This window comes from Pseudomonas sp. Root71, assembly GCF_001429045.1.
In the GTDB taxonomy this organism is placed as follows: domain Bacteria; phylum Pseudomonadota; class Gammaproteobacteria; order Pseudomonadales; family Pseudomonadaceae; genus Aquipseudomonas; species Aquipseudomonas monachiensis.
In genome coordinates this window covers 388,176-414,918 of record NZ_LMHY01000001.1, presented here as the reverse complement: position 1 = coordinate 414,918, position 26,743 = coordinate 388,176, and the positions used below count along the sequence as shown (strand labels likewise).

Below are 26,743 nucleotides of genomic sequence, written 5' to 3'. Positions count from 1 at the left end.
TCCTACAGTGAATGCGCTGATCCTGTAGGAGCTGCCGCTGGCTGCGATCTTTAGGCTTTTTCCCAGACTTCGAAGTTGTACGCCGGTTTGTCGCCTTCGGCCGGGTTCGGCACATTCGACACCAGTTTCCACTGGTTCAAATCAAACTCCGGAAACCACGCATCCCCTTCCGGGCTCAGCGCCACGCGGGTCAGGTACAACCGATCAGCCTGCGCCAACCCTTGCGCATACAACTGCGCCCCGCCAATCAGCATCAGCTCATCAACGCCCTGTTCCTTCGCCCATGCTTCGGCGCGAACCACAGCGGCTTCGAGCGACGGATAAACCTCCGCGCCTTCCAGCACCAGATCCGCCTGACGGCTGACCACGATGTTCAAACGGCCCGGCAACGGGCGACCGAGGGAATCCCAGGTCTTGCGACCCATGATGATCGGCTTGCCGAGCGTCGTGGCCTTGAAGTATTTGAAGTCCCCCGGCAAGTGCCAGGGCATGCTGTTGTCGACGCCGATCACACGGTTTTCACCGAGGGCTGCGATCAGGCTGAGGGGGAGTGATTTAGTCATGCCGGCGAGGATACCAGAGCCTCGCTTTCGCCGATAAGCGTCACAGCGGTTATGCTCACTGCTCAATTAAGCGACGGGATGCCGCGTGACTGAACTCAATACCCTCTGGCTGACAGAAACCATCCGCCTGCGCGAAGAGTACGCCGGCCCTCTGGAAGACCTTGAAGCCAACCGACTGGCCCGCAGCACCGGCGGCGATTTACCGTTGCGCATTCAACGCCGGGCCCTGTGGCTGGCTGAACGCGATGGCCTGGTTACGGCCCTCAAACACTGGCTGCAAGGTGCACGACTGGCGCTGATCGTCATGGCGGTGCTGGCGGTGATCAGCGGGGCCGGCCTGGCCTTTGCCGCCATGGGCGACGGCCTGCACCCGGTGAATGTGTTCTGGGCCTTGGGCAGCTTGCTCGGGCTCAATTTGATCCTGCTGCTGAGCTGGGCCTTGGGCCTGGTGTTTGCCGGTGAACACGGCGCCAGCCTCGGACGCCTGTGGCTGTGGCTAAGCGAAAAACTCGCCCGGGACGCCAAAGCCGCACAACTGGCGCCGGCTCTGCTGCTGTTGCTGCAACGGCAGAAACTCAACCGCTGGGCAATCGGTGTGCTGGTCAACAGCTTGTGGTTGCTGGCGATGCTCAGCGCGCTGGTGATCCTGCTGACGTTGATGGCGACCCGGCGCTATGGCTTCGTCTGGGAAACCACCATCCTCGGCGCCGATACTTTTATTGCCGTGACCCAGGCCCTCGGCGCGCTGCCGGCCCTGCTCGGCTTCAGCGTGCCCACCGAGGAGATGATCCGCGCCAGTGGCGACGCCGCCCTCAACATCGAAAGCGCCCGCCAGGCCTGGGCCGCGTGGCTGGTGGGCGTTCTGCTGGTCTACGGCGTTTTGCCGCGCCTGCTGCTCGCGCTGTTTTGCCTGTGGCGCTGGAAATCCGGGCAGGCGGCGCTGCGCCTGGATTTGAACCTGCCTGGTTACGCACAACTGCGCGAACGCTTGATGCCCACCAGTGAGCGCCTCGGCGTCAGCGATGCGGCACCGGCCCAACTGCATCGCGTGGAAAGCGGCGTCAGTGAACAACAAAGTGATGGTGCTCTATTGGTCGCCATCGAACTGGACGACGACCGCCCGTGGCCACCGCAATTGCCGAAAACCGTCAGCAACGCCGGCATCCTCGACAGCCGCGAATCAAGACACAAACTCCTCGAACAACTGAGTCGCTTTCCCCCCGCGCGCCTGGCCATTGCGTGCGATCCACGGCGTTCGCCGGATCGCGGCAGCCTGGCCTTGATTGCCGAACTGGCGCGCAGTGCCAGCGCCACCCGCGTGTGGTTGTTGCAGGCACCACCCGGAGAAGCACTGGACGCTGAACGCCTGGGCGACTGGCACGTGGCGCTGCAACAGCTTGAGCTGCCGTTTGCCGATTGTGCACCGATGAACTGGCTGGAGACGGGTCATGACTGATACCTGGAAGCAGCCGCTGAAACTCGCCGTGGTCGGCCACACCAACGTCGGCAAAACCTCGTTGCTGCGTACCCTGACCCGCGACGTCGGCTTCGGTGAAGTGTCCCATCGCCCCAGCACCACGCGGCACGTCGAAGGTGCACGGTTGTCGGTGGACGGCGAGCCCTTGCTCGACCTCTACGACACTCCCGGTCTGGAAGACGCCATCGCCCTGCTCGACTACCTCGAACGCCTGGAGCGGCCTGGCGAACGCCTCGACGGCCCGGCGCGGCTGACTCGTTTCCTCGATGGCAGCGAAGCCCGGCAACGCTTCGAACAGGAAGCCAAGGTGCTGCGCCAGTTGCTGGCGTCGGACGCCGGGCTCTATGTGATCGACGCCCGGGAGCCGGTGTTGGCCAAGTATCGCGACGAACTGGAAGTGCTGGCCAGTTGTGGCAAACCCTTGCTGCCGGTACTGAACTTCGTCAGCAGCGCCAACCACCGCGAGCCGGCATGGCGTGAAGCACTGGCGCGGCTTGGCTTGCATGCCTTGGTGCGCTTTGACAGCGTCGCGCCGCCGGAGGATGGCGAGCGTCGACTCTATGAAAGTCTCGCCCTGTTGCTGGAATCCGCCCGGCCGCAGCTCGAACGCCTGATCGCCGATCAGCAAGCCCAGCGTCTGGCTCGCCAGCAAAGTGCGGCGCGGTTGATTGCCGAATTATTGATCGATTGCGCGGCCTGCCGACGCAGTGTGGTCAGTGAGGCCGAGCAGGAACAACAGGCGATCAGCGAACTACGCAAAGCCGTACGCCAGCGCGAGCAGCGTTGCGTCGAGGCCCTGCTCAAGCTCTACGCCTTCCGCCCACAGGATGCCGCCGCCAGTGATTTGCCGCTGCTCGACGGCCGTTGGGGCGACGACTTGTTCAATCCGGAAACCCTGAAACAATTGGGCGTGCGAGTCGGTGGCGGAATCGCAGCCGGCGCGGCCGCCGGGGCCGGGGTTGATCTGCTGGTGGGTGGCATCACCCTGGGCGCGGCGGCACTCGCCGGGGCCATCGCTGGCGGCGCCCTGCAAACCGCGCGCAGTTACGGCAGCCGTTTGCTCGGTAAAATCAAGGGCCAGCGTGAATTGACGGTGGATGACAACGTGCTGCGGCTGTTGGCGCTACGTCAGCGGCAATTGCTGCAAGCGCTTAATGCCCGTGGGCACGCTGCGATGGACAGTATTCAGGTCGCCACGCCACAGGATAAAACCTGGCGCGAAGGCAAACTGCCCGAAGCGCTGAACAAGGCGCGGGCGCATCCGCAGTGGTCGTCGCTCAATCCTCATCCAAAATTGAATCAGGCGGAGCGGCAGGAGCAGGTTGAGGGGTTGGCGCAGCAGCTTTAGTGGCATGACCGATGATTTATGGTGTGAGCGCTGGCCTCTTCGCGAGCAAGCCCGCTCCCACAGGTTTTTGTGCTGGAACAACAATCTGTGACCAGACGCAAATCCAATGTGGGAGCGGGCTTGCTCGCGAAGGCCGCGCCTCGGTTCAAAGGCTTCATGCAGCCAACAAACGCACCGCTTTGTCCTTCAACACCGCCAGATCAATCACCGGCACATGCATCTCTTTCGCCAGTTCATCCCACTGGCGCATGCGCAAGCTCACGGCACACAGCGGGTCCTGCTCGAACGCCTGCGCCTCTTCAGCCGTCATCACCCCGCCCTGATATTCCAGGGTTCGGCGACTGGCTTCACTCAGGCGCTCGTAGTATCCCGCCTCCTTGAGCGTCAGGTAACGCTTGGCCTGCACGTGATACTCGACCAACCGCGCCATGCGCTCGCTGAATCCGGCGCGGCGCAGATAATCCGCACCCAGACGCTCATGACTGACCACGCCTAAGCCGCCCATGTTCTCCGCGCTTTCAGCGCAGATATGCCCGATGTCGTGAAAGAACGCCGCCAGAATCACTTCATCATCGAAGCCTTCGGCAATGGCCAGCTCAGCGGCCTGGGACATGTGCTCGATCTGCGACACCGGTTCACCGATGTAATCGCTGTCACCAAAACGCTCGTACAGACTGAATACTTCGGCGACGACTTGTTCATTGCGCGCCATCAGATTTCCCCCAACACAGCTGCGATGTTTCGTTCAGCCATCGCTGGCCCGACACTCATGCCGACACCGGTATGCATCAACGCCACGCTCAGGCCTTTTGCCGGGCGCAGAAACGAGAACGGTCCCGGTCCCCGTGAACCATAGACCCCCTGCCAGCGCTCGACCACTTGTACCTTGCAGCCCAGGGTCTGCTCGGCCAGCTCGATCATCCAGTCGTCAATCTGCTCGGCATTGAAGGGTGACGGATCGCTGCCGTAATGGTGCGAATCACCAATGATCAATTCACCATAGGGCGTCGGGCTGATCAGCAGGTGGATACCGTTCTCGTGCAGATGCGGCGCGTACCGCAGAATTTCTGCCTGTACCGCGCCGGCCTCCGGCAAGTCGGCGAAGGCGCCGTAGTGCACGCAACTCAAACCGGTGAGCAGCGCGTGTTGCAGGTTGAGGTTGATTTGCGGGCGCGCGCGAAGCATTTGCAGGCGACAGATTTGCGGCTCGAGTTCGGCGATCTGTTCGGCCAGCAGCGTCTGATAATCGTGGCCGGAGCAGACGATGATCTGCCCGGCACTGAAGCTGCCGGCGGTGCTGTGCAGGCGGCCCGGCTCGATATCGCGTACCAGGGTAGAGAAGTGAAACTCGACGCCCAGGTCGCGGCGCAGGAAATCGATCAGCGCCGGAATCGCTTCGCGGGAATACAGCTGCTGATCGTCCATACCATGCAAGGCCGCGCGGTGATGGCGGAACTGACCGCCGTACAAATCGCGCAGCGCGGCGCCGCGCAGCAGGTCGACGCGGTAACCGTGTTCGACGGCGCGGCCGTCGCAGAAAGCTTCCAGCAACTGCTCTTCCGCCTCGTTGCGGGCGAACAGGTACGAGCCATTGCGCTTGAGTTGCAGGCCGGCGAGCTGCGCCCAGTCGCACCAGATCCCGCGACTGGCGCGGGCCAGTTCCAGCATTGGTCCTGGCGGTTGGCCGGTGACCAGTGCCTGGCCGAAGTTGCGCACCGAAGCGCCAACAGGCGTTTCGCTGCGCTCGAAAACCCTGACCTTCAGACCGCGTTTGGCGGCGGCATACGCGTGGGACAAACCCAGGATGCCGGCGCCGACGATCAGCATGTCGTTGTGTTGTGTCATGGAGTCTTGTCCTGAATGTGAAACCGTCTTCGCGAGCAAGCCCGCTCCCACAGGGGAATGCGTTCCAATGTGGGAGCGGGCTTGCTCGCGAAGAGGCCCTGTCAGCCGTTAAAGACCTACTTGGCCGCCACTTTCTCTGACTTGCCGTCATAGCGCTTGCGCCATTCGGTCAGGATCTCGTCGCGGTTCTTCGAAGCCCAGGCGAAGTCGTTCTTGATCAGGCGCTGTTCGTAGTCAGCCGGCAGTTCGGTCTGTGGCTTGGCGATGCCAGGCTGGGCGAGCACGGCGAAGTTTTCCTTGTAGAGTTCCATCGCCTCTGGACTGGCGGAGAAGTCAGCCAGTTTCTTCGCCGCTTCTTCGTGGGCAGCACCCTTGATCACCGCAGTCGCTTCGATCTCCCAACCCAGGCCTTCCTTCGGCAGGATGATGTCCAGCGGTGCGCCCTGGCGTTTCAGCTGAACGGCCGGGTATTCAAAGGAAATACCAATCGGGAATTCGCCAGCCGCCGCCAGTTTGCAAGGCTTGGAACCGGAGTGAACGTACTGGCCGATGTTCTGGTGCAGGCCGTCCATGTAGGCCCAACCCTGCTTCTCGCCGAAGGTTTGCAGCCAGGCGCTGACGTCGAGGAAACCGGTGCCGGACGATGCCGGGTTCGGCATGACGATCTTGCCTTTGTACTCAGGCTTGGTCAGGTCTTGCCAGCTCACGGGTTTGCTCAGGCCCTGCTTCTCGGCTTCGACGGTGTTGAAGCAAATGGTCGCGGCCCAGACGTCCATGCCGACCCAGGCTGGTGGGTTGGCCGCGTCGCGGTAGTTGGCGCCGATCTTGCCCAGGTCTTTCGGTGCATAGCTTTGCAGCATGCCTTGCTGATCGAGGATCGCCAGGCTGGAAGCTGCCAGGCCCCACACGGCGTCAGCCTGCGGACGGGCTTTTTCGGCCAGCAGTTTGGCGGTGATGATGCCGGTGGAATCACGCACCCATTTGATTTCGACGTCCGGGTTGGCCTTTTCGAAAGCTTCTTTGTAGGTCTTCAGTTGTTCGGCTTCGAGGGCGGTGTACACCGTCAACTCGGTTTTCGCCGCAAAGGCGTTCAGGCTGAAAGCGGTGAGGACAGCAGCGGCCAGGGCCATAGGCTTGAACATGATCTTTTCCTGTTTTTGAGTTGAGGGGTTGTGCAGATTCAATGACCGGGCGCGGTCTGCCGCCAGGCTTGGGAGCGGCGCAGCAAACCGCGCGAGGCCCAGGCCAGCAGCAGAGACACGCCCGCCGAGGTAATCAGGATCAGCGTCGACATCGCTGCCGCACCGCCGACGTTGCCGGCGTCGTCCATGTTCAGTACCGCCACCGCCGCGAGGATGGTGTCGGGGCTGTAGAGGAAGATCGCCGCCGAAACGGTGGTCATGGCCGAGACGAACAGGTAGCGCACGATGTCCAGTAGTGCCGGCAGGCAGATAGGCACGGTGACCCGCAGGTAATGGCGATACAGCGGCGCCTTGAGCGACAGCGCGGCGGCTTCGAACTCGGCGTCGAGCTGACGCAGCGCGGTGGTGGCGGTCATTTGTGCGGTGGTCAAATAGTGAGCAATGGTGCAGACGATCAGCAGGGTCATGGTCCCGTACAGCACATGCAGCGGGTTGCCGGTGAGATTGAAGAAGAAGACGTAACCCAGCCCAAGCACCAGTCCCGGTACCGCCATCGGGACGAAACTGAGCATGCGCAAGCTCAGGTTCAGGCCGCGCTGGCCCTTGGTTTTTTCCATCAGGTAGGCGCCGGTGAAAATCAGCAGACTGCCGATCAACGCCGTGCCCAGGGCCATCTTCAGGCTGTTGCCGTAGGCCAGCCAGCCACCGCCGGCGGTTTCGTTGAACTGATAGTGGTTGAGCGACAGCGACAGGTTGTACGGCCAGAACTTCACCAAGGACGAGAACACCGCCATGCCGAACACCAGCAGCAACGCGGCGCAGATCAGCAGGACGATGACCAGGTAGCAGCTGTCGCGCAGCTTCGACGGCAAAGGCTTGAACACTTGGGCGCGACCGCTCATGGCGTCGCCATGGCGCCGACGCAACCAGGCATCGACCCCGAAACTGAAGAGCGCCGGCAGCAACAGCACCATGCCGATCAACGCCCCGCGACCAAACTGTTGCTGGCCGACCACCGCCTTGTAGGCTTCCAGCGCCAGCACTTGATAGTCGCCACCGACCACCACGGGCACGCCGAAATCGGTGATGGTCAGGGTGAACACCAGGCAGAACGCAGCGAACACAGCCTGTCGGGTCGCCGGCCAGGTGATGCTGCGGAAGGCTTTGGCCGGGCTGGCTCCCATGCTGGAGGCAGCATCGAACAGTCGCGCATCGGCCAGGGACAGGGCCGACAGCAGAATCATCAAGGCGTGTGGGAAGGTGTAGATGACTTCGCCGAGCACAATGCCCCAGAAGCCGTAGATGTTGTCCGAAAGCAGGCCACGCAACATGCCCTGGTTGCCGAACAGGTAAACCAGCGCAATCCCCGGCAGCATCGACGGCGCCATCAATGGCAACAGCGAAATACCGCGCCAGATGCCTTTGGCCGGAATCAAGGTGCGTTGCAGGGCGTAGGCAAACAGGTAGGCCAGCGGTACGACAATGGCCGCGACGCTGAGGGAAACCTTCAGGCTGTTACCGAGCAACCAATGGAAGTTCTCGCTGCTCACCAGCTCTTTCGCTGCGACCCAGCCACCGCCCTGCCCGGCTTCGGCGCTGAAACCGCGCCAGAAGATCGCCAGCAACGGCATCAATACGGCAACGCCCAACAACACCAGCATGAGGACTTTGCCACCGACCACGAACAACCGGTCACCAACCTCGGCGCGGGTGGTTTGCCGAACCTGCTTGTGCGGCAGCGGCAGGGCGATGTTCGCGCTCATCAGGCAAACACCTGCAGGCTGCGCGGCGGCAAGGCGACCATGATCTGCTGGGTGCCAAGGCGCGGCATGGCTTCCGGCGCCAGCTCAGCCAGCAAGGCGTGGCCCGGCAAATGATCGAGTTCAAAGCTCATGCGGCAGCGGTTGCCGAGGAAGGTGATCTCGCGAACCTTGGCCGGGAACAGGTTTTCCTCGTGCACCAGCGGATTGACATTGATCGCTTCCGGACGGCAGAACAAGCGGCCCGACGCGGTCTTGGCGCTGCCATCGGCCAGACGCATGTTCATCCCGCCGACCTGGGCGTGGCTGTCGCCGCTGCGCTGGAAGGGTAGCCAATTACCCTGGCCGACGAACTCCGCCACAAACGGCGTGGCCGGGCGGTTGTAGATTTCCTGCGGCGTGGCGTACTGCTCGACCTTGCCGTTGTTCATCACGGCGATGCGGTCGGCCATCAGCATGGCCTCGTCCTGATTGTGGGTGACCATCAGGGTGGTGATGCCAAGGTTGCGTTGCAGTTGGCGCAACTCGGTACACAGATGCTCGCGCACCCGGGCATCGAGGGCCGACATCGGCTCGTCCAGCAGCAACAGCGAAGGTGCCGGGGCCAGGGCGCGAGCCAGGGCAACCCGCTGCTGCTGGCCGCCGGACAATTGACCGGGATACTTTTTCTCGCTGCCACTCAGGCCGACCAGTTCCAACATCTGACCGACACGACGGCGCACTTCGTCGCGACCGCTGCCGGCGAGGCCGTAGGCTATGTTCGCTTCGACGGTGAGATTGGGAAACAACGCGTAGGACTGAAACAGAATACCGTAGTCCCGCGCCTGGGGCGCCAAGTGTGAAACGTCGCGATCACCGAGGTACAACTCGCCGCTGTCCTGCTTTTCCAGACCGGCGATGCAACGCAGCAACGTGGTTTTGCCGCAACCCGACGGGCCGAGCAGACACACCAGCTCACCGGCCGCCACGTCGAGGGAAACGTTATCCAGCGCCGTGAAAGCGCCAAAACATTTCTGTACGCCGCGCACTTTCATCGGTGCACCGGGGTTGGTCAAGGCAGTTGCAATCGGGTTGTTCATGGACGGACCTCATCTAGCAGATGGGGCAATCCTAGAGTTGTAATGAGTCCGTCATGTGGCAGTAAGGCAAAAACTGCCGATAGTGGTATTCAAGGATTTTGGTTCAAATTTTGTATTGCCTGAACTGGCCTCATCGCGAGCAAGCTCGCTCCCACAGTGGGTTTGAGGTGAAACACAAATTGTGTGAACACCCAAAATCCCTGTGGGAGCGAGCTTGCTCGCGATGGCGCCGGTACAGACACCACAGAATTCAGGCCGGAGCCATTTCCTGCGCCAACCCCAGAAACGCCGCCGGCAGCCGCGCGTTTTTGCGCTCCTTGAGGCAATACAGGTATTCGGGTATCTGCGGTGCATTCTCGATGGTCAGCACTCGCAGTTGCGGATCATGGGGCACTTCCTGTCGGGCAATGATGCTGATGCCGATGTTGCGCAGCACCGCTTCGCGAATCGATTCGCGGCTGCCGATCTCCAGCAGCGGGCCGAAACACACGCCAGCGCTGAGCAGCAACTCTTCGGTCAAACGACGGGTGGTCGAGCCCGGTTCGCGCATCAGCAAGGTGTGCCCGGCCAAGGCGCCGAGCGGCACGTGATCGTGAACCGCCAGCGGATGATTGCGATGCACCGCCAGCACCAGCGGATCGCTACCGAGCACCCGGCGAACCAGTCGCGCGTCGTCAAGCAACTGCGACGAGGCCGCGACATCGACCCGGTAATCCTCCAGCGCTTCAAGCACCTGTTGGGAGTTGCCGATTTCCACCGAAACCTCAACCTGCGGCAGGCGTTCGCGGAAGGTTTTCACCAGGTCGAGAATGTAATACGGCGCCGTGGCGGCTATGCGCAACGTGCCCTGGACCTGACCGCAGTTACGCAGGAAAAACTCGATGTCGGCTTCCTGCTGCATCAGCACCTTGACCATCGGCAGCAGCCGCGCGCCCTCCTCGCTGACGCTGAGACGCCGGCCGCCACGGTAGAACAGCTCGACCGAATACTGACTTTCGAGGTTGCGGATCTGCGTCGTCACCGTCGGCTGGCTCAGGCCGAGCTTTTTGGCAGCCTGGGTAATGCTGCCCAGGCGGGCCACCATGTAAAACGCCTTCAGCTCGGCACTCAGCACACCCGCCCCTCATCCTTTACTTGCGCAGCAGGCGCAAACCGTTGAACACAACCAGCAGACTCACGCCCATGTCGGCGAACACCGCCATCCACATGGTAGCGACCCCGGCGAAGGTTACCCCAAGAAAGATCGCCTTGATCACCAAAGCCAGGGCGATGTTCTGTTTGAGGATGCTCGAGGTCTGCCGAGACAGTCGAATGAACGCCGGGATTTTGCGCAGATCGTCGTCCATCAGGGCGACATCGGCGGTTTCGATTGCGGTATCGGTACCCGCGGCGGCCATGGCGAAGCCGATTTCGGAACGCGCCAGGGCCGGGGCGTCGTTGATGCCATCGCCGACCATGCCGACCCGATGCCCTTGGGCGTAAAGCTCCTCGACAGCCTGCAATTTGTCGCCTGGCAACAGGTCGCCCCGGGCTTCGTCGATGCCGACTTGCACGGCAATGGCTTGCGCGGTGTGGACGTTATCGCCGGTGAGCATCAGGGTCTTGATGCCCAGGTCATGCAACTGCCGGATAGCCTCGCGGCTTGACTCCTTTACCGTGTCCGCCACGGCAAACAGCGCCAAAGGGCCGGACGAATCGAGCAGCAACACCACCGATTTTCCCTGTTTTTCCAGGGCAAACAGCTTTTCCTCCAGCGCCGGCGAACACAGGCCCAGATCTTCCACCAGTCGATGATTGCCCAAATGGTAGAGCTGGCCGTTGATCTCGCCGCGCACCCCGCGCCCGCCAAGCGCTTCGAAGTTATCCACAATCAGCATCGCGGTCTGGTTATCCACAGCCGCTTTGGCGATGGCCAGGGAGACCGGGTGATCCGAGCGCCCGGCCAGCGCGGCGGCAATGGCGGGCGCCGAGTCGTCGGCGGTCGGGTCTAGCGACAGGTAGTCGGTCTGCACCGGTTTGCCGTGAGTGATGGTACCGGTCTTGTCCAGGGCCAGGTAATCGAGCTTGTAACCGCCCTCCAGATAGACGCCGCCCTTGACCAGAATGCCTTTGCGCGCCGCCGCCGCGAGGCCGCTGACGATGGTCACCGGCGTGGAAATCACCAGCGCACAGGGGCAGGCCACCACCAGCAGCACCAGCGCCCGGTAGATCCAGTCGAACCACAACTCGCCCATGAACAATGGCGGGATCACCGCCACGGCCAAGGCCAGGACAAACACCGCCGGGGTGTAGATTTTCGAGAAGCTGTCGACGAAACGCTGGGTCGGCGCCCGCGCCCCTTGGGCCTGCTCGACGGCGTGGATGATGCGGGCCAGGGTCGAGTTATCCGCCACGGCGGTCACCGCGTACTCCAGCGAACCGGCCTGATTGATGGTCCCGGCGAACACTTTGTCGCCGACGGTTTTTTCCACCGGCAGGCTTTCACCGGTGATTGGCGCCTGGTCGATGGTCGAGCGACCGGACAACACTTCACCGTCCAGGCCGATACGCTCACCGGGGCGCACCCGTACCCGCGCGCCAAGCCCGATGCTTTTGACATCCTGCTCAAGCCAGCTCCCGTCAGCCTGCAACACCGTTGCCGTGTCCGGGGTCATTTGCATCAAACCGCTGATGGCATTGCGCGCACGGTCGAGGGATTTGGCTTCGATCAACTCGGCCACGGTGAACAGGAACATCACCATCGCCGCTTCCGGCCACTGGCCGATCAGCACCGCGCCGGTCACGGCAATGCTCATCAGGGCGTTGATGTTCAGGTTGCGGTTCTTAAGGGCGATCCAGCCTTTTTTGTAAGTACCAAGGCCACCGCTGAGGATCGAGACCAGCGCGATAACCGCCACCGCCCAGTTCGGCGCGAAGCCGGTGAAGTGGATAACTTCTGCCAGCAATGCACCAACACCGGATAGCGCCAAGGGCCACCACGGCTTTTTCCCAGGCGCCGGCGTCGGCGTCGGGGCTTCAGCACCCTGTTCCAGCGGTTCGGCCTGCATGCCCAAGGACTTGATGGCCTCGACGATCGGCTCGACTCCAGGAAAATCGTGGGTCACGCCGAGCACCCGATTAATCAGATTGAACTCCAACTGGTGCACGCCGGTCAGTTTGCTTAGCTTATTCTGGATAAGCGTCTGTTCGGTTGGACAGTCCATCGCCTCGATGCGAAAACGGCTCAGTCGGGCCCCGGGCGTCGGCAATTCGCTCAGTTTTACCAGCGCAGGCGCTGCCGCTTTAGATGAACAACAGGCGTCGCCATGACCGCCGTGGTCATGTTTTTTCACGGGTTTGAGCTTGTGGCTGTGCTCGTGTCCAGCCTCGGGTTTGTGGGAATGCAGGGAATCGCTCATTGGTTGCGTCCATAAGAGTGCCTGTTGCCAAGTAAAGACCCTGTAGCCACTATAGGGTCAAGCACCCATTCCGGAGTTTTGGAGATTGGCGTCATGAAAATTGGAGAATTGGCGAAACTCACGGACTGCGCCGTGGAAACGATCCGCTACTACGAGCGCGAGAGCCTTCTGCCGGAACCGGCCCGCAGTGACGGCAATTATCGCGTCTATACCCAGGCCCACGCCGAGCGCCTGACATTCATCCGCAACTGTCGCACCCTCGACATGACGCTCGAGGAAATCCGCAGCCTGCTGGCGTTTCGCGACAGTCCGCAGGATCAGTGTGAAAGCGTGAATGCACTGATCGACGAGCACATTCACCACGTCAAGGCGCGGATCGACGGCTTGCTGGCCTTGCAGGCACAACTGCTCGACCTGCGCCAACGCTGTGGCGAAGGGCCGGGAGTCGATCAATGCGGGATTTTGCAGCGGCTGGAAGTGAGTGGCGGGGTGGCGGCGACGGAGGTGGAGCATTCCCACGTTGGCCGTAGTCACGGCCACTGAAAACAACACAAAACCAAATGTGGGAGCGGCGGTGCGACGATTCGACTTGCTCGCGAAGGGGCCGTGTCAGCTGATAGAAATATCACTGGCAGACCGCTTTCGCGAGCAAGCCCGCTCCCACATTGGTTAAGCGTCGTGTTTCAGACCGCCATCGGCGCGGTCATCGGCGCGTGGTGTTCATAACCTTCCAGCGAAAAATCGCTCGGCTCCACCAGCTCCAGCCATTCCGGCTGATACACGCCAGTCTTGGCAAACTCCGGCACACGGTCGGAAATCACTAGTTTCGGCATCGGGAACGGCTCGCGCTTGAGCTGTTCGTTGAGCATGTCCAAGTGGTTTTCGTAGACGTGGGCATCACCGATGAAATAGGTGAACCAACGCGGCGTGTAGCCAGTCAGGCGACCAATCAGGCTCAACAGCGCAGCACCTTCGGTGAGGTTGAACGGCGTGCCCAGGCCCAGGTCGTTGGAGCGGATGTAGAGGGTCAGGGAAATCTCCCTGGTCTCGACATTCGGGTGGAACTGGTAGAGCAGGTGGCACGGTGGCAAGGCCATTTCATCTAGCTGCGCGCAGTTCCAGCCATGGAACAGGATGCGGCGGCTGCCCGGGTCCTTGATGATGGTGTCGACGCACTGGCGAACCTGATCGATGGCCTTGTAGAGCACCACATAGGCCTGGCCGTCTTCTTCGCCTTCGGCAATCTGGCGATAGCCTTGCTTCAGGGTCTGCTCGATGGCAGCCGGGTTGCTGACCGGGATCTGCTTGTACGCAGGCCATTTGCGCCATTGCACGCCGTAGATTTCGCCGAGGTCGTCTTCGCCCTGACGGAACGGGTTGGCCAGCCACTGGGCGTTTTCGTTGGCGTTCTGGTCCCAGACCTTGCAGCCCAGAGCGCGGAATTCGGCAGCGTTGTTCACGCCACGCAGGAATCCGCACATTTCGCCAATGGCCGATTTGAACGCCATCTTGCGCGTGGTAATCGCCGGGAAACCTTCCTGCAGGTCATAACGCAGCATCGCACCGGGAAAGCTGATGGTGTTCACGCCGGTACGGTTGGCCTGTTTGGTGCCGTTCTTGATGACGTGGGCGACCAGTTCGAGATATTGCTTCATGAATTACCTGTGTCCTTGAACCCGGGACCGTAGCCCCGGGGTTCGAATTTTATACGGCTGCCGCTGGAGTTGCCGGGGCGCGGTGATACGCCAGCCAGATCAGGAACAGCCCGCCGACGATCATCGGCACGCACAGTACCTGGCCCATGGTCAGCCAGTTCCAGGCCAGATAGCCCAACTGGGCGTCCGGTACGCGGACGAACTCGACGATGAAACGGAAGATGCCATAGAACAGCGCGAACATCCCCGATACCGCCATGGTCGGCCGTGGCTTGCGCGAGAACAGCCAGAGAATCAGGAACAGTGCCACGCCTTCGAGGGCGAACTGGTACAGCTGCGACGGATGACGCGCCAGTTGCGCCGGATCGGTCGGAAAGACCATCGCCCATGGCACATCGGTCGCCTTGCCCCACAACTCGGCGTTGATGAAGTTGCCGATACGCCCGGCGCCCAGGCCAATCGGCACCATCGGCGCAACGAAATCCATCAGTTGGAAGAACGACTTGTTGTTCTTCTTGCCGAACCACAATGCCGCCAGCATCACGCCGATGAAACCGCCGTGGAACGACATGCCGCCCTTCCACACTTCGAAAATCAGCATCGGGTTGGCCAGGTAAGCGCTCAGATCGTAGAACAGCACATAACCCAGACGTCCGCCGACGATCACCCCCATCGACATCCAGAACACCATGTCGGAGAGTTTCTCCTTGGTCCAGGTCGGGTCGAAGCGGTTCAGGCGGCGGGACGCCAGCAGCCAGGCGCCGCCAATGCCGATCAGATACATCAAGCCGTACCAGTGGATTTTCAGCGGACCGATGGCCAGGGCCACCGGGTCGATCTGCGGGTAAGGCAGCATTGCGACTCCTCGTTAGAGTTCAAATCTTAAAAATTCCCGGGCGACGCTGCCACCTCAGGATTAAGCCAGGATTGCGCTGCCCGTCAGAGCAGATGCTTCAGACTAGAAAGTTCAGGCCGACGCAGAACAGCAAAGCGGCAAACAGCCGTTTCAGCAACTTCGGCGACAACCTGTGGGCCAATCGCGCGCCCAAGCGGGCGAACACCATGCTGGTCAGGGCAATGCCCAGCAACGCCGGCAAATAGATAAAACCGAGACTATGGGCCGGGAGCAACGGATCGTGCCAGCCCAGAATCATGAAACTTAGTGCACTGGCCAGGGCAATCGGCAGACCGCAGGCCGATGAAGTGGCCACCGCTTGCTGCATCGGCACGCTGCGCCAGGTCAGGAATGGTACGGTCAACGAACCGCCGCCAATGCCGAAAATCGCCGAAGCCCAGCCAATCACGCTGCCGGCCACGGTCAGACCGAGTTTGCCCGGCACGGTTCGGCTGGCCTTGGGTTTGATCTCCAGCGCCAGCTGAGCGGCGATCACCAGGGCGAATACACCAATGAGCTTCTGCAGGTTGGGGCCGGAAATCGCTTCGGCCGTCAGCGCGCCGAACCCGGCTCCGAGCAGAATACCGACGGTCATCCACATGAAGATCGGCCAACGCACGGCGCCACGGCGATGATGCTCGCGTACCGCGTTTACCGAGGTAAAGATGATCGTCGCCAGGGACGTACCCACTGCCAGGTGCGTGAGGATCGACGGATCGAACCCTTGGGCCTTGAAGCTGAACACCAGCACCGGGACTATGATAATCCCGCCACCCACGCCAAACAGCCCGGCGAGTACACCTGCACAGGCGCCGAGCGCCAGATAGAGCAGAAATTCCATGGTCGTCCCGCCCGCATCCCCAAAACCGGAGCGGCATGGTAACGGATGCATGGCCTCAAGCTCCACTGCGCAAGGCGATGGATCGATGAGCGATGTCTGCGTAGAGTGAGCAAAAAACACACAAGGACAGCCTGATGTGCCTGATTGTTTTTGCCTGGCGACCGGGTCATGCCCAGCCGCTGGTCGTGGCGGCCAATCGCGATGAATTCTACGCCCGCCCCAGCCTGCCCCTGGCGTCATGGACCGAAGCGCCGCATGTGCATGCGGGGCGCGACCTCGAGGCCGGTGGTACCTGGCTCGGCGTCGGCGCCAACGGACGCTTTGCGGCGCTGACCAACATCCGCGACCCCCATCGGCCACCGGGGCGCAAGTCTCGTGGGGAGCTGGTCGCGCGATTTCTCAATGGCGACTGCTCGATTGATGACTATTTGGCCGACGTTGTCCGACGTTCGCTTGAATATGGCGGTTTCAATCTACTGGTTGGCAACAGGAACGAGCTCTGGCACTTCAACGCCCGGGAAACGGAAGCCGTGATGCTGCAACCGGGAGTCTACGGCGTGTCGAACGCCGGGCTGGATACGCCATGGCCGAAGTTGCTCAAGGCCAAGGCTGCATTGAGCGAGGTGCTGGATGATCCGCAGCCGCAGGCGCTGCTGGCGTTATTGAGCGATGCACAGACCGCGCCGTTTGCCGAGTTGCCGGATACCGGTGTCGGACTGGCCACCGAGACGTTGCTGTCGAGCGTGTTCATTGCCAGCCAGAGCTATGGAACGCGGGCGAGTACGGCGTTGATTGTGCAGGCGGATGGGGCGCTGCATATGGTCGAAAGGAGTTTCGGGCCGTTTGGTGGGCATCTTGGAGAAGTGGAACTCAAAATTTGATCTGACGTGGCCCTGTGGCGAGGGTGCTTGTCGGATCGCCGCACCGTCCCGCTCGGCTGCGAAGCAGTCGCAATCCAGCTACCACAGTTTTTCTGAAAAACCGCATTAGCCGGAGTTAGGAGCGCTTCGCACTCCAGCGGGAGCAAGCTCCCTCGCCACAGGGGCCGTCAGCGTTTTAGAGGGGCTTGATTGCTGCCGGATTGATCATCCGCGCCAACCCGAGGTTCTTCAGCGCCAGCTGCAACGAGCTGTGAATCACTTGCGGGTTGTCGATGGTCATCAGCTCTGCCAGCAGTTCCTTGGCCTTGCTCAGGTTGATCTGGCGCAGCATCCACTTCACTTTCGGCAAGTTGGTGGCGTTCATCGACAAACTGTCGAACCCCATCGCCATCAACAGCACCGCCGCCGCCGGATCACCGGCCATTTCACCGCAGATACTCACTGGCTTGCCTTCGGCGTGGGCATCACGCACCACATTCTGCAGCGCCTGAAGCACCGCCGGGTGCAGGTAATCGTAGAGGTCGGCCACCCGCGGGTTGTTGCGGTCCACGGCCAACAGGTACTGGGTCAGGTCGTTGGAGCCGACCGACAGGAAGTCCACTTGCCGCGCCAGTTCCTTGGTCTGGTACACCGCCGCCGGAATCTCGATCATGACGCCAATCGGCGGCATCGGTACGTCGCAGCCCTCGTCACGCACTTCACCCCAGGCACGGTGGATCAGGTGCAGGGCTTCCTCCAGCTCGTGGGTGCCGGAAATCATCGGCAGCAGGATGCGCAGGTTGTTCAGGCCTTCACTGGCCTTGAGCATGGCGCGGGTCTGCACCAGGAAAATTTCCGGGTGATCAAGGGTGACGCGAATGCCGCGCCAGCCGAGGAATGGGTTGTCTTCCTTGATCGGGAAGTACGACAGCGATTTGTCGCCGCCGATGTCCAGGGTTCGCATGGTCACCGGTTGCGGGTGGAAGGCGGACAGCTGTTCGCGGTAGATCGCCAGTTGTTCCTTTTCGCTCGGGAAACGCTGGTTGATCATGAACGGCACTTCGGTGCGGTACAGACCCACGCCTTCGGCACCGCGCTTCTGCGCGCGCGCCACATCCGCCAGCAGGCCGGTGTTGACCCACAGCGGCATGCGGTGGCCATCGACCGTCACGCACGGCAGGTCGCGCAGCGCATCCAGCCCCAGGGCCAGTTGTTTCTCTTCCTCGACCACCTCGGCGAACTGCTTGCGCAGCACTTCACTCGGGTTGGTGTAGACCTCGCCGTGGTAGCCGTCGACGATCATCTGGATGCCGTCGACCTTGGAGTACGGCAGGTCGACCAGGCCCATCACGGTCGGAATGCCCATGGCGCGGGCGAGGATGGCGACGTGGGAGTTACCGGAACCGAGCACCGACACCAGGCCGGCCAGCTTGCCTTCCGGCACCTCGCCGAGCATCGCCGGCGTCAGTTCTTCGCTGACCAGAATAGTGTTGTCGGGGTAGACCAGGGTTTGCTGGCGCTCTTCCTGCAAATAAGCCAGCAAGCGACGGCCGAGATCCTTGACGTCGGAGGCACGCTCACGCAGGTAAGCGTCGTCCATCAATTCGAAGCGGTTGACGTGATCGGTGACCACCTGGCGCAACGCGCCCTGGGCCCACTGGCCGGTCTTGATCACGGTGGTGACTTCGCTGCCCAGCGCGGCATCGTCGAGCATCATCAGGTAGACGTCGAACAAGGCCCGTTCTTCGGGGCGCAGCTGGGTGGCGAGCTTGGCCGACAACGCGCGCATGTCGGCGCGTACGCCTTCGATGGCGGTCTTGAACAGTTTGAGCTCGGCGTCGATGTCAGAAATGGCCTTATCCGGCACCACGTCCAGATCGGCCGGGGGCAACATGACCACCGCCGTACCGACTGCCGCACCCGGCGAACCCGGCACGCCGACGAACTTGGCTTCCTGGATGCCCTTGCCCTGGCGACCGAGGCCACGGATCGAACCAGTGGCTTCGGCGTGGGCGATAACACCGGCGAGCTGCGCGCTCATGGTCACGAGGAAGGCTTCTTCACCCTCATCGAACTGGCGACGTTCTTTTTGCTGGATGACCAACACGCCGACGACGCGGCGGTGGTGAATGATCGGCGCACCGAGGAACGAAGCGTAGCGCTCTTCACCGGTTTCGGCGAAGTAGCGGTAGCGCGGGTGGTCCGCGGCGTTTTCGAGGTTCAGGGGTTCTTCACGCGTGCCGACCAGACCCACCAGACCTTCGTTGGGCGCCATGCTGACCTTGCCGATCGAGCGCTTGTTCAAGCCCTCGGTGGCCATCAGCACGAACCGGTTGGTCTCCGGATCAAGCAGGTAGACCGAGCAGACCTGGCTGCCCATGGCCTCTTTGACGCGCAACACAATAATCCCCAACGCCGCCTTGAGATCCTTGGCGGAGTTAACTTCCTGGACGATCTTGCGCAGCGTATTGAGCATGGCTCGGGGTCGAACTCCGTCGTCAGTCGCGCGCTAAAAGGCGCGGGGCAAGCTCTTTGAGAGCGCGTCGATACACCTCGCGCTTGAATGTCACCACCTGGCCCAACGGATACCAATAGCTGACCCAGCGCCAGCCATCGAATTCCGGTTTACCGGTCAAATCCATCCGCACCCGCTGCTCGTTGGAGATCAGGCGCAGGAGAAACCATTTCTGTTTCTGGCCGATGCACAGCGGTTGGCTATGGGTACGTACCAGACGTTGCGGCAAACGATAGCGCAACCAGCCCCGGGTGCAGGCGAGAATTTCAACATCTTCGCGTTCAAGGCCCACTTCTTCGTTCAGCTCGCGGTACAAGGCGTCTTCCGGCGTCTCTTCGGGGTTGATTCCCCCCTGCGGAAACTGCCAGGCATCTTGATTGATTCGGCGAGCCCATAGCACCTGGCCGGCGTCATTCGTCAGAATGATCCCGACATTGGGGCGAAAACCATCGGGGTCGATCACGGCAACAACCTCGCAAACGCATGTCGCCGCATTGTTCCACAAAGGTTGTGAAGGCGGCAACGAAGGTTCCTACCTTATGTGCACTCTTGTGAAAAGACCGTATTCTTGTCGCCTTTTTACTGACTTTTCAGCGGGTAACTGTAATGCGCCTGGCTTTATTCGATTTGGACAACACCCTTCTGGGCGGTGACAGCGATCACGCCTGGGGCGATTACCTGTGCGAGCGCGGCTTTCTAGACGCCGTCGCCTACAAGGCACGCAACGATGCGTTCTACCAGGATTACCTGGCCGGCAAACTGGATAACGCCGCTTACCTGAACTTCTGCCTGGAAGTCCTCGGCCGCACCGAAATGGCCACGCTGGCTCAATGGCACAGCGATTACATGCGCGACTGCATCGAACCGATCCTGCTGCCCAAAGCCATCGAGCTTTTGGCCAAGCACCGCGCGGCCGGCGACAAACTGGTGATCATCACTGCGACCAACCGCTTCGTCACCGGGCCGATTGCCGAGCGCCTGGGTGTCGAAACCCTGATCGCCACCGAATGCGAAATGGTCGACGGCCGCTACACCGGGCGCAGCACCGACGTGCCGTGCTTTCGCGAGGGCAAGGTGACGCGCTTGAATCGCTGGCTGGAGGAAACCGGGTTTACGCTGGAAGACAGCTACTTCTATAGCGACTCGATGAATGATTTTCCGTTGCTGGAGCAGGTGACTCATGCGGTGGCGGTTGATCCGGACCCGAATCTGCGAGCCGAGGCCGAGAAGCGGGGTTGGCCGGTGATTTCGTTGCGCGATTGATAAATCAAAAGATCGCAGCCTTCGGCAGCTCCTACAAGGTATCGCGCACACACCTGTAGGAGCTGCCGAAGGCTGCGATCTTTTTGGGTCAAACAGGCTTGGCACCCATCAACCCGGCAATGGCCACAAGACAGACAAAACTGAACAACGCCAAGGCAAAGGTGAATTTCCCCACACCACCCGGCGTCTTGCGCAGCTTGTTCAGCCGCACCAGCAGCCAAAACCACGCCAGCGCCGCCACGGTGTACAGCACGCTCGACGCCAGCAACCAGGTTTGCCCCAGCGGCCAGCCCACCAGGTGCACCATCCACCAGCCGGTAAACGGCATGCTCAGCAGTGCCAGGCCCATCAGCAGCCAGACAAATACCCTTGGCCGCTGCAAGGTTCGACTACCCGCCGTCGCGTCACCCTTGCGCCGCGCAAGCAAAACCCAGGCTCCCAGCCCCAGCGCACAAGCCAGCAGTACAACCGTTGCCACCATGTGCGCCGCTTTCAGGGCAGTTAACGTTTCCATTGTCAGATTTCCTTATTGCCTTGCCCGTCAGCGTAGCCGTTCAGCCAAGAAACAGCTGATAGGCCGGGTTGTCGCTTTCGTCCCAGTATGGGTAACCGATTTCTTCCAGCGCCGCCGGCACCAGGTGGCGCTCGTCGTGAGGCACTTGCAGGCCCGCGACGACACGGCCATCGGCCGCGCCATGGTTGCGGTAGTGGAACATCGAGATGTTCCAGCGCCCGCCGAGCTTGTTGAGGAAGTTGAACAGCGCGCCCGGACGCTCCGGGAATTCGAAACGCAGGATCACTTCATCGACCACATGCGCCGCACGCCCACCCACCATGTGGCGGATGTGCAGCTTGGCCAGTTCGTTGTCGGTCAGGTCCAGCACCGGGAAACCCTGCTCGCTCAGGCTGGCGATCAACGCGCTGCGCGGGTCGTTTTCCGGGTGGGTCTGCACGCCGACAAAGATGTGCGCTTCGCTGCCGGTGTTGTAGCGGTAGTTGAATTCGGTGATCTGACGCTTGCCGATGGCCTCGCAGAACGCCTTGAAGCTGCCCGGTTTCTCGGGAATGGTCACGGCGATGATTGCTTCGCGACCCTCACCCAGCTCCGCACGCTCGGCGACATGGCGCAGGCGATCGAAGTTAACGTTGGCCCCGGAGTCGATGGCCACGAAGGTCTGGCCGCTGACGCCGCGCTGCTCGACATACTTCTTGATCCCGGCCACGCCCAAGGCGCCGGCAGGTTCGGTGATCGAGCGGGTATCGTCGTAGATATCCTTGATCGCCGCACAGATTTCGTCGGTGCTGACGGTGATCACTTCGTCGACATGGTCTTTGCAGATGTCAAAGGTGTGCTGACCAATCTGGGCCACCGCCACGCCGTCGGCGAAGAGGCCTACGGTCGGCAGTACCACACGCTCACCCGCCGCCATGGCGGCTTGCAGGCAATTGGAGTCATCCGGTTCGACGCCGATGACCTTGATGTCGGGGCGCAGGTACTTCACGTAAGCGGCGATGCCGGCGATCAGGCCGCCGCCGCCCACCGGGACGAAAATCGCATCCAGTGGCTGCGGATGCTGGCGCAGAATCTCCATCGCCACGGTGCCCTGCCCGGCAATGGTGTGGGGGTCGTCGTACGGGTGAATGTAGACGTAGCCTTTTTCGTCGACCAGTTTCAGCGAGTAGGCCAGGGCTTCCGGGAACGAATCGCCGTGCAGCACCACTTTGCCACCACGGGAGCGCACGCCTTCGACCTTGATCTCCGGGGTAGTCTTGGGCATGACGATGGTCGCTTTCACGCCCAACACCTTCGCCGCCAGGGCCAGGCCCTGGGCATGGTTGCCCGCCGACGCGGTGACCACGCCGCGAGCGCGTTCTTCGTCGCTCAACTGGGTCAACTTGTTGTAGGCGCCGCGAATCTTGAACGAGAACACCGGCTGCAAGTCTTCGCGCTTGAGCCAAATGCTGTTGCCCAGCCGCTCGGAGAGCTGGCGGGCAGTCTGCAGCGGGGTTTCTACGGCAACGTCATAAACGCGCGAGGTGAGGATCTTTTTGACGTACTGTTCAAGCATCGGAAAGCATCACTGAGCGGGTTGGGCTGGACCAAGGAGTCTAACCCGCATTTTGGGCGGGCGACCACACTAAACAGGTGGTTTTAAGCCAGCGAAAAGATCGCAGCCTTCGGCAGCTCCTACAGGTGCGATCTTTTGACCTGCCAATTGGGCAATGACCTTCCCCGCCCCGAAGCCTATAATGCCGGCCTTTCGTCCCCTCCTCGGCACCTCGGAGCCCGCATGAACCAGGATCAACTCAAACAGGCAGTGGCTCAGGCCGCCGTCGACTTCATCCTTCCGAAACTCGACGACAAGAGCATCGTCGGGGTCGGCACCGGCTCCACCGCCAATTGCTTTATCGACGCGCTGGCCAAGCACAAGGGCGCATTCGACGGCGCTGTCGCCAGCTCCGAAGCCACCGCCGCACGCCTCAAGGGCCACGGGATTCCGGTGTACGAACTGAACACCGTCAGCGACCTGGAGTTCTATGTCGACGGCGCTGATGAAAGCGACGAGCACCTGAACCTGATCAAGGGCGGCGGCGCGGCCCTGACCCGCGAGAAGATTGTCGCGGCCGTGGCCAAGACCTTCATCTGCATCGCCGACGCCAGCAAACTGGTGCCGGTCCTCGGTTCTTTCCCGCTGCCGGTGGAAGTGATCCCGATGGCCCGCAGCCACGTGGCCCGCGAACTGGTGAAGCTCGGCGGCGACCCGGTTTACCGTGAAGGCGTGCTGACCGACAACGGCAACATCATCCTCGACGTGTTCAACATGCAGATCACCAATCCGGTGGAACTGGAAACGCAGATCAATGCGATCGTCGGCGTGGTCACCAACGGTTTGTTCGCGGCACGTCCGGCGGATCTGTTGTTGCTGGGTACGAGCGAAGGTGTGAAGACACTGCGCGCCGAGTAAGCCAGTTTGCCCACCTGTTTGCGGGCAGACGAAATACCTGTGGGAGCGGCGGTGCGGCGATCCGACCTGCTCGCGAAGGGGTCGTGTCAGTCGATAGAGATGTCAACTGACAGATTGCCTTTGCGAGCAAGCCCGCTCCCACATTTGTTTTGGGGTGCTGGTTAGAGTTGCGTGGGTTTCTTGAACACGTAGAACAGGTTTGGCTCACTCACCAGGTACAACGCACCGTCGTCGTCCACGGCGAGCCCCTCCGCTTGCGGCACGGTTTTTTGCAGGCCATGGCGCCCCTTGCTCAATGACATTGTGCTCAGCGGACGCCCGCCCACATCCAGCTCCAGAATCAATCGCGACTCATCCGACAGCGCCAGCAAATGCCCGCTGCGCTCGTCGTATTGCAGGCTCGACAGATCCCGCACGAACATCCCGGCATCACGTTTGGGGTCGTTGATCACGTGCACCGAGTAGGATTCTTCAGGATTGAAGCGCGGAAAACCGTGCACCTCGTAGATCAGCATCGGGTTGCGCTCCTTGGCGACGAACAGGCGCTTGCCCACAGAGTCGTAGGCCAGGCCCTCGAAGCCCTTGTTGCCGCCCATGTGTACGCCAATGGTCATCTGCTCGGCGTCTGCCGCATCGACGAAGGTGGTGTCCTGCTCCAGACGAATCTTGATCAGCCGCTGCTGGCTTTCATCAGTGACCACGTAGATGTCTTCGCTGATGAACTCCACCGCCTCCGGATCACCGAAACCGACCAGCGCCACACGACGCAAGATCCTGCCGTCGAGGGACAACTCGACCAGCTCGCTCCGTTTGTTGGTGACGGTGAACAGGCTTTTGCGCACGGGATCGTAGGTCAGCGCCGAAACGTTGTCGGCCAGGCCATCGATCACCTGCGCTTCGGTCACGACCTGGTACTGGTCCAGCCCCATGGACCGGGAACTCACCGGCTGCCACAGCGTATGCAGATTGAACCAGGTGCGCTCGAACAGGCGCATGTACTGGGCGATCGCTATCAACGCGATCAGCAAGACCACCAACAGAATCAGAATCAGGGATTTGGGACGGGCAAATCGACGCATTCGGGTGGGCTCGGGTCAAAACAGGCGGATGAAATATCACGCCCGTCTGAACTGAAGCTTAATGGCCGTGAGCCTTTTACGCATACGCAATCAGCGTAGGAGCTGCCGCAGGCTGCGATCTTTTGATCTTTAGCTATCAGTCAAGAGATCGCAGCCTTCGGCAGCTCCTACACAGAGGCACTACCTCTGTTTTTCGAAGCGATAAAACAGGTTCGGTTCACTCACCATGTACAGCGTGCCCGCTTCATCCATGGTTACGCCTTCGGCACGGGGAGTGGTATTTTTCAGACCGTTGAAGCCACGCAGCAGGGTAATGAAACTGACCTGCTCACCCTTCTTGTCCAGCTCCAGCAGCAGGTGCGAGTCAGCGGACAACACCAGCATGTGGCCGGTCCGTGGATCGACGGCCAGGGCAGACAGGTTGCGCATGTCCAGTGCATGGCTGGCCAGCTTCAGCTTGTCGCCGGTCAGGACCTTGCCATCACCTTTCCAGGCAAACAATGCCGGCGGACGCTCTTCGCCCAGTAACAGTTGCTGATTGCTCGGGTCCCAGGTGACAGCCTCGAACGCCTTGTTCTGGTCTTTGGAAGGCCCGAGGTCGTATTTCGGGAAGTCGGCCATATCCAATTCGCGGGTATCGGCATCGACCTTGACGATAGCGATCAGATGCTCGCGCTCATCGACAATGGCCAGCCGGCCGTCGCCCAGCACGGTGATGCCCTCAGGGTTGCTCCAGCCGACCAACGGCATTTTGCGCAGCACATCGCCCTGCAAGTTCAATTCGACCAGGAACGGGTTCTTGCCCATGACCGAAAACAGGGTCTTGGTCTGAGGGTCGTAGGCCACGTCCGATGCTTCATCCTTCTCCATGCCCGGCAACGGCTTGGCATCGATCACCGCCCGATAGCCCGGAAGCCAGATACTCGCCTGACGCTCGGCCGGACTCTTGAATTGCTCTTTCACCCAGAGCACGCCACGAGAATCCCAGTGCATGGCAAATGCGACGCCGTAGGCAACAACCACCACCAGCAGCAGCCAGGTGTGCCAGCGCAGGGCGAAGCGCGAACGGCGAACAGGTTCAAGCGTGGAAAGAGGAGGAGTGGCCATCGAGGAATGCGTTCCAGAAATTCAGGCTAGGGTAATAGCACAGTTTGGGGCCGGCTCAGAGGCCAATAGCCCTGAAATTATCCAGACTGGATGTGAAAAAAACGGGAAATGCCAGGGTGAGCCTTTTGAAGACCACGGAAAAATCAATGTGGGAGCGGGCTTGCTCGCGAAGAGGGTGTGTCAGACAACACTTATGTCGACTGTCACGCCCCCTTCGCGAGCAAGCCAGCTCCCACAGGGTTTGGCGGTGCCTGGACTAGCGAACGCTGCTGGTGAAACTGCTGGCGCCGGGCAATTCCAGAACGATCTCATCACCGACGTTCAGCGGACCAACGCCCACTGGCGTGCCGGTGAGGATCACGTCACCAGCCTGCAGCGAGAAGCAGCCGGCCATGTGCTGGATCATCGGCACGATCGGGTTGAGCATCGCGCTGCTGTTGCCGTCCTGGCGCACTTCACCGTTGATGGTCAGGCGAATGCCGATATCGGTCAGGTCGGCAAAGGTGCTGCCGGACACGAACGGAGCAAGCACTGCCGCGCCGTCGAAGGACTTGGCGATTTCCCAGGGCAACCCCTTGGATTTCAGCTCGGCCTGCTTGTCGCGCAGGGTCAGGTCCAGGGCCGGAGCGAAACCGGAGATGGCGTCGAGCACTTCTTCACGGCTCGGCTTGGTCGACAACGGCTTGCCGATCAAGACCGCGATTTCCGCCTCGTAATGCACCGAACCGCGCTCGGTCGGAATGCTGAAACCGCCTTCCAGCGGCACCACGCAACTGCCCGGCTTGATGAACAGCAGCGGCTCGGTCGGCACCGGATTGTCCAGTTCCTTGGCGTGTTCGGCGTAGTTACGGCCGATGCACACCACTTTCCCCAACGGGAAGTGAATGCGCGTACCGTCGACATACTGGTGCTGATAGCTCATTACCGACTCCTGCTTCGTTGGCTCTTAA

General features: G+C 61.3%; 24 protein-coding genes. 6 read left to right on the top strand and 18 right to left on the bottom strand.

Annotated elements, in window-relative coordinates; translation table 11 throughout:
- Positions 1-50: 50 nt before the first annotated feature.
- Positions 51-563, bottom strand: a complete 513-nt coding sequence (locus ASD95_RS01970) for a dihydrofolate reductase (RefSeq protein ID WP_056726458.1) — start codon at positions 561-563, stop codon at positions 51-53.
- Between the two features lie 85 nt (positions 564-648).
- Between ASD95_RS01970 and ASD95_RS01965 the strand changes: the two genes are divergently transcribed.
- A complete protein-coding gene (locus ASD95_RS01965; RefSeq protein ID WP_056726457.1) occupies positions 649-2,019 on the top strand; it encodes a DUF2868 domain-containing protein in 1,371 nt (456 codons plus the stop codon).
- Entirely contained in the window at positions 2,012-3,388 is a 1,377-nt protein-coding gene (locus ASD95_RS01960; protein WP_056726456.1) for a GTPase/DUF3482 domain-containing protein, read from the top strand. Before ASD95_RS01965 ends, ASD95_RS01960 begins: the two co-directional genes overlap by 8 nt.
- Positions 3,389-3,542: 154 nt before the next feature.
- Here the strand turns inward: ASD95_RS01960 and ASD95_RS01955 are convergent, their stop codons facing one another.
- From ASD95_RS01955 to ASD95_RS01925, 7 genes are all read right to left on the bottom strand, one after another.
- Positions 3,543-4,100: a phosphonate degradation HD-domain oxygenase gene (locus tag ASD95_RS01955; protein ID WP_056726455.1), complete on the bottom strand. Its 558-nt coding sequence runs from the start codon at positions 4,098-4,100 to the stop codon at positions 3,543-3,545.
- Entirely contained in the window at positions 4,100-5,233 is a 1,134-nt protein-coding gene (locus ASD95_RS01950; protein WP_056726454.1) for a TIGR03364 family FAD-dependent oxidoreductase, read from the bottom strand. Before ASD95_RS01950 ends, ASD95_RS01955 begins: the two co-directional genes overlap by 1 nt.
- 116 nt (positions 5,234-5,349) lie before the next feature.
- Complete coding sequence (locus ASD95_RS01945; RefSeq protein WP_056726453.1) at positions 5,350-6,375, bottom strand: putative 2-aminoethylphosphonate ABC transporter substrate-binding protein; 1,026 nt, start codon at positions 6,373-6,375, stop codon at positions 5,350-5,352.
- Between the two features lie 38 nt (positions 6,376-6,413).
- Positions 6,414-8,138, bottom strand: a complete 1,725-nt coding sequence (locus ASD95_RS01940; protein ID WP_056726452.1) for a putative 2-aminoethylphosphonate ABC transporter permease subunit — start codon at positions 8,136-8,138, stop codon at positions 6,414-6,416.
- Positions 8,138-9,214 (bottom strand): putative 2-aminoethylphosphonate ABC transporter ATP-binding protein, encoded by a 1,077-nt coding sequence (locus ASD95_RS01935; protein ID WP_056726451.1) that lies wholly within the window; start codon positions 9,212-9,214, stop codon positions 8,138-8,140. Before ASD95_RS01935 ends, ASD95_RS01940 begins: the two co-directional genes overlap by 1 nt.
- A 250-nt stretch (positions 9,215-9,464) precedes the next feature.
- Positions 9,465-10,328 carry a LysR family transcriptional regulator gene (locus tag ASD95_RS01930; protein WP_056726450.1) on the bottom strand — a complete coding sequence of 288 codons (864 nt, stop codon included), beginning with the start codon at positions 10,326-10,328 and terminating at the stop codon, positions 9,465-9,467.
- Between the two features lie 16 nt (positions 10,329-10,344).
- Positions 10,345-12,612 carry a heavy metal translocating P-type ATPase gene (locus tag ASD95_RS01925; protein WP_056726449.1) on the bottom strand — a complete coding sequence of 756 codons (2,268 nt, stop codon included), beginning with the start codon at positions 12,610-12,612 and terminating at the stop codon, positions 10,345-10,347.
- A 93-nt stretch (positions 12,613-12,705) separates the two neighbouring features.
- Between ASD95_RS01925 and cadR the strand changes: the two genes are divergently transcribed.
- Positions 12,706-13,155 carry a Cd(II)/Pb(II)-responsive transcriptional regulator gene (gene cadR, locus ASD95_RS01920; protein WP_056726448.1) on the top strand — a complete coding sequence of 150 codons (450 nt, stop codon included), beginning with the start codon at positions 12,706-12,708 and terminating at the stop codon, positions 13,153-13,155.
- Positions 13,156-13,295: 140 nt separating this feature from the next.
- Here cadR and ASD95_RS01915 read toward each other — a convergent pair whose 3' ends face one another.
- The 3 genes from ASD95_RS01915 to ASD95_RS01905 form a co-directional block, all read right to left on the bottom strand.
- Positions 13,296-14,267, bottom strand: coding sequence for a thymidylate synthase (locus ASD95_RS01915; RefSeq protein WP_056726447.1), 972 nt, complete (start codon positions 14,265-14,267; stop codon positions 13,296-13,298).
- Positions 14,268-14,316: 49 nt separating this feature from the next.
- Positions 14,317-15,123: a prolipoprotein diacylglyceryl transferase gene (gene lgt, locus ASD95_RS01910; RefSeq protein WP_056726446.1), complete on the bottom strand. Its 807-nt coding sequence runs from the start codon at positions 15,121-15,123 to the stop codon at positions 14,317-14,319.
- Between the two features lie 97 nt (positions 15,124-15,220).
- A complete protein-coding gene (locus ASD95_RS01905) occupies positions 15,221-16,003 on the bottom strand; it encodes a sulfite exporter TauE/SafE family protein (RefSeq protein WP_056726445.1) in 783 nt (260 codons plus the stop codon).
- Between the two features lie 134 nt (positions 16,004-16,137).
- Here ASD95_RS01905 and ASD95_RS01900 point away from each other — a divergent pair, with 134 nt between their 5' ends.
- Positions 16,138-16,884, top strand: a complete 747-nt coding sequence (locus tag ASD95_RS01900; RefSeq protein WP_056726444.1) for an NRDE family protein — start codon at positions 16,138-16,140, stop codon at positions 16,882-16,884.
- A 175-nt stretch (positions 16,885-17,059) separates the two neighbouring features.
- Here ASD95_RS01900 and ptsP read toward each other — a convergent pair whose 3' ends face one another.
- Positions 17,060-19,339 (bottom strand): phosphoenolpyruvate--protein phosphotransferase, encoded by a 2,280-nt coding sequence (ptsP, locus tag ASD95_RS01895; protein WP_056726443.1) that lies wholly within the window; start codon positions 19,337-19,339, stop codon positions 17,060-17,062.
- 22 nt (positions 19,340-19,361) lie between these two features.
- Positions 19,362-19,841, bottom strand: a complete 480-nt coding sequence (locus ASD95_RS01890; RefSeq protein ID WP_003229203.1) for an RNA pyrophosphohydrolase — start codon at positions 19,839-19,841, stop codon at positions 19,362-19,364.
- A 143-nt stretch (positions 19,842-19,984) separates the two neighbouring features.
- Between ASD95_RS01890 and ASD95_RS01885 the strand changes: the two genes are divergently transcribed.
- Entirely contained in the window at positions 19,985-20,641 is a 657-nt protein-coding gene (locus ASD95_RS01885) for an HAD family hydrolase (RefSeq protein WP_056726442.1), read from the top strand.
- Positions 20,642-20,729: 88 nt separating this feature from the next.
- On the opposite strand, the gene ASD95_RS01880 is transcribed toward ASD95_RS01885, so the two are convergent.
- Both ASD95_RS01880 and ilvA read right to left on the bottom strand, forming a co-directional pair.
- Positions 20,730-21,155, bottom strand: coding sequence for a DUF2269 domain-containing protein (locus tag ASD95_RS01880; protein ID WP_056726441.1), 426 nt, complete (start codon positions 21,153-21,155; stop codon positions 20,730-20,732).
- Between the two features lie 40 nt (positions 21,156-21,195).
- Positions 21,196-22,710: a threonine ammonia-lyase, biosynthetic gene (gene ilvA / locus ASD95_RS01875; RefSeq protein WP_008048261.1), complete on the bottom strand. Its 1,515-nt coding sequence runs from the start codon at positions 22,708-22,710 to the stop codon at positions 21,196-21,198.
- Positions 22,711-22,932: 222 nt separating this feature from the next.
- On the opposite strand from ilvA, the gene rpiA reads away from it, so the two are divergent.
- Positions 22,933-23,607, top strand: coding sequence for a ribose-5-phosphate isomerase RpiA (gene rpiA, locus ASD95_RS01870; protein ID WP_056726440.1), 675 nt, complete (start codon positions 22,933-22,935; stop codon positions 23,605-23,607).
- A 161-nt stretch (positions 23,608-23,768) separates the two neighbouring features.
- Here the strand turns inward: rpiA and ASD95_RS01865 are convergent, their stop codons facing one another.
- The 3 genes from ASD95_RS01865 to ASD95_RS01855 form a co-directional block, all read right to left on the bottom strand.
- On the bottom strand, positions 23,769-24,686 hold the full coding sequence (locus ASD95_RS01865) for an SdiA-regulated domain-containing protein (RefSeq protein WP_056726439.1): 918 nt from the start codon (positions 24,684-24,686) through the stop codon (positions 23,769-23,771).
- Between the two features lie 180 nt (positions 24,687-24,866).
- Positions 24,867-25,793 (bottom strand): SdiA-regulated domain-containing protein, encoded by a 927-nt coding sequence (locus tag ASD95_RS01860; protein WP_056726438.1) that lies wholly within the window; start codon positions 25,791-25,793, stop codon positions 24,867-24,869.
- A 256-nt stretch (positions 25,794-26,049) separates the two neighbouring features.
- The gene (locus tag ASD95_RS01855; protein WP_056726437.1) at positions 26,050-26,715 is read right to left on the bottom strand and encodes a fumarylacetoacetate hydrolase family protein; all 666 of its coding nucleotides are present in this window, start codon (positions 26,713-26,715) and stop codon (positions 26,050-26,052) included.
- Between the last annotated feature and the right edge of the window lie 28 nt (positions 26,716-26,743).

What these genes read in the sequence shown, in the direction of transcription:
- ASD95_RS01970 (WP_056726458.1), bottom strand. Translation starts at nt 563, where the DNA reads ATGACTAAATCACTCCCCCTCAGCCTGATCGCAGCCCTCGGTGAAAAC.
- ASD95_RS01960 (WP_056726456.1), top strand. Translation starts at nt 2,012, where the DNA reads ATGACTGATACCTGGAAGCAGCCGCTGAAACTCGCCGTGGTCGGCCAC.
- ASD95_RS01955 (WP_056726455.1), bottom strand. Translation starts at nt 4,100, where the DNA reads ATGGCGCGCAATGAACAAGTCGTCGCCGAAGTATTCAGTCTGTACGAG.
- ASD95_RS01950 (WP_056726454.1), bottom strand. Translation starts at nt 5,233, where the DNA reads ATGACACAACACAACGACATGCTGATCGTCGGCGCCGGCATCCTGGGT.
- ASD95_RS01945 (WP_056726453.1), bottom strand. Translation starts at nt 6,375, where the DNA reads ATGTTCAAGCCTATGGCCCTGGCCGCTGCTGTCCTCACCGCTTTCAGC.
- ASD95_RS01940 (WP_056726452.1), bottom strand. Translation starts at nt 8,138, where the DNA reads ATGAGCGCGAACATCGCCCTGCCGCTGCCGCACAAGCAGGTTCGGCAA.
- ASD95_RS01935 (WP_056726451.1), bottom strand. Translation starts at nt 9,214, where the DNA reads ATGAACAACCCGATTGCAACTGCCTTGACCAACCCCGGTGCACCGATG.
- ASD95_RS01925 (WP_056726449.1), bottom strand. Translation starts at nt 12,612, where the DNA reads ATGAGCGATTCCCTGCATTCCCACAAACCCGAGGCTGGACACGAGCAC.
- cadR (WP_056726448.1), top strand. Translation starts at nt 12,706, where the DNA reads ATGAAAATTGGAGAATTGGCGAAACTCACGGACTGCGCCGTGGAAACG.
- ASD95_RS01915 (WP_056726447.1), bottom strand. Translation starts at nt 14,267, where the DNA reads ATGAAGCAATATCTCGAACTGGTCGCCCACGTCATCAAGAACGGCACC.
- lgt (WP_056726446.1), bottom strand. Translation starts at nt 15,123, where the DNA reads ATGCTGCCTTACCCGCAGATCGACCCGGTGGCCCTGGCCATCGGTCCG.
- ASD95_RS01905 (WP_056726445.1), bottom strand. Translation starts at nt 16,003, where the DNA reads ATGGAATTTCTGCTCTATCTGGCGCTCGGCGCCTGTGCAGGTGTACTC.
- ASD95_RS01900 (WP_056726444.1), top strand. Translation starts at nt 16,138, where the DNA reads ATGTGCCTGATTGTTTTTGCCTGGCGACCGGGTCATGCCCAGCCGCTG.
- ptsP (WP_056726443.1), bottom strand. Translation starts at nt 19,339, where the DNA reads ATGCTCAATACGCTGCGCAAGATCGTCCAGGAAGTTAACTCCGCCAAG.
- ASD95_RS01885 (WP_056726442.1), top strand. Translation starts at nt 19,985, where the DNA reads ATGCGCCTGGCTTTATTCGATTTGGACAACACCCTTCTGGGCGGTGAC.
- ASD95_RS01880 (WP_056726441.1), bottom strand. Translation starts at nt 21,155, where the DNA reads ATGGAAACGTTAACTGCCCTGAAAGCGGCGCACATGGTGGCAACGGTT.
- ilvA (WP_008048261.1), bottom strand. Translation starts at nt 22,710, where the DNA reads ATGCTTGAACAGTACGTCAAAAAGATCCTCACCTCGCGCGTTTATGAC.
- rpiA (WP_056726440.1), top strand. Translation starts at nt 22,933, where the DNA reads ATGAACCAGGATCAACTCAAACAGGCAGTGGCTCAGGCCGCCGTCGAC.
- ASD95_RS01865 (WP_056726439.1), bottom strand. Translation starts at nt 24,686, where the DNA reads ATGCGTCGATTTGCCCGTCCCAAATCCCTGATTCTGATTCTGTTGGTG.
- ASD95_RS01860 (WP_056726438.1), bottom strand. Translation starts at nt 25,793, where the DNA reads ATGGCCACTCCTCCTCTTTCCACGCTTGAACCTGTTCGCCGTTCGCGC.
- ASD95_RS01855 (WP_056726437.1), bottom strand. Translation starts at nt 26,715, where the DNA reads ATGAGCTATCAGCACCAGTATGTCGACGGTACGCGCATTCACTTCCCG.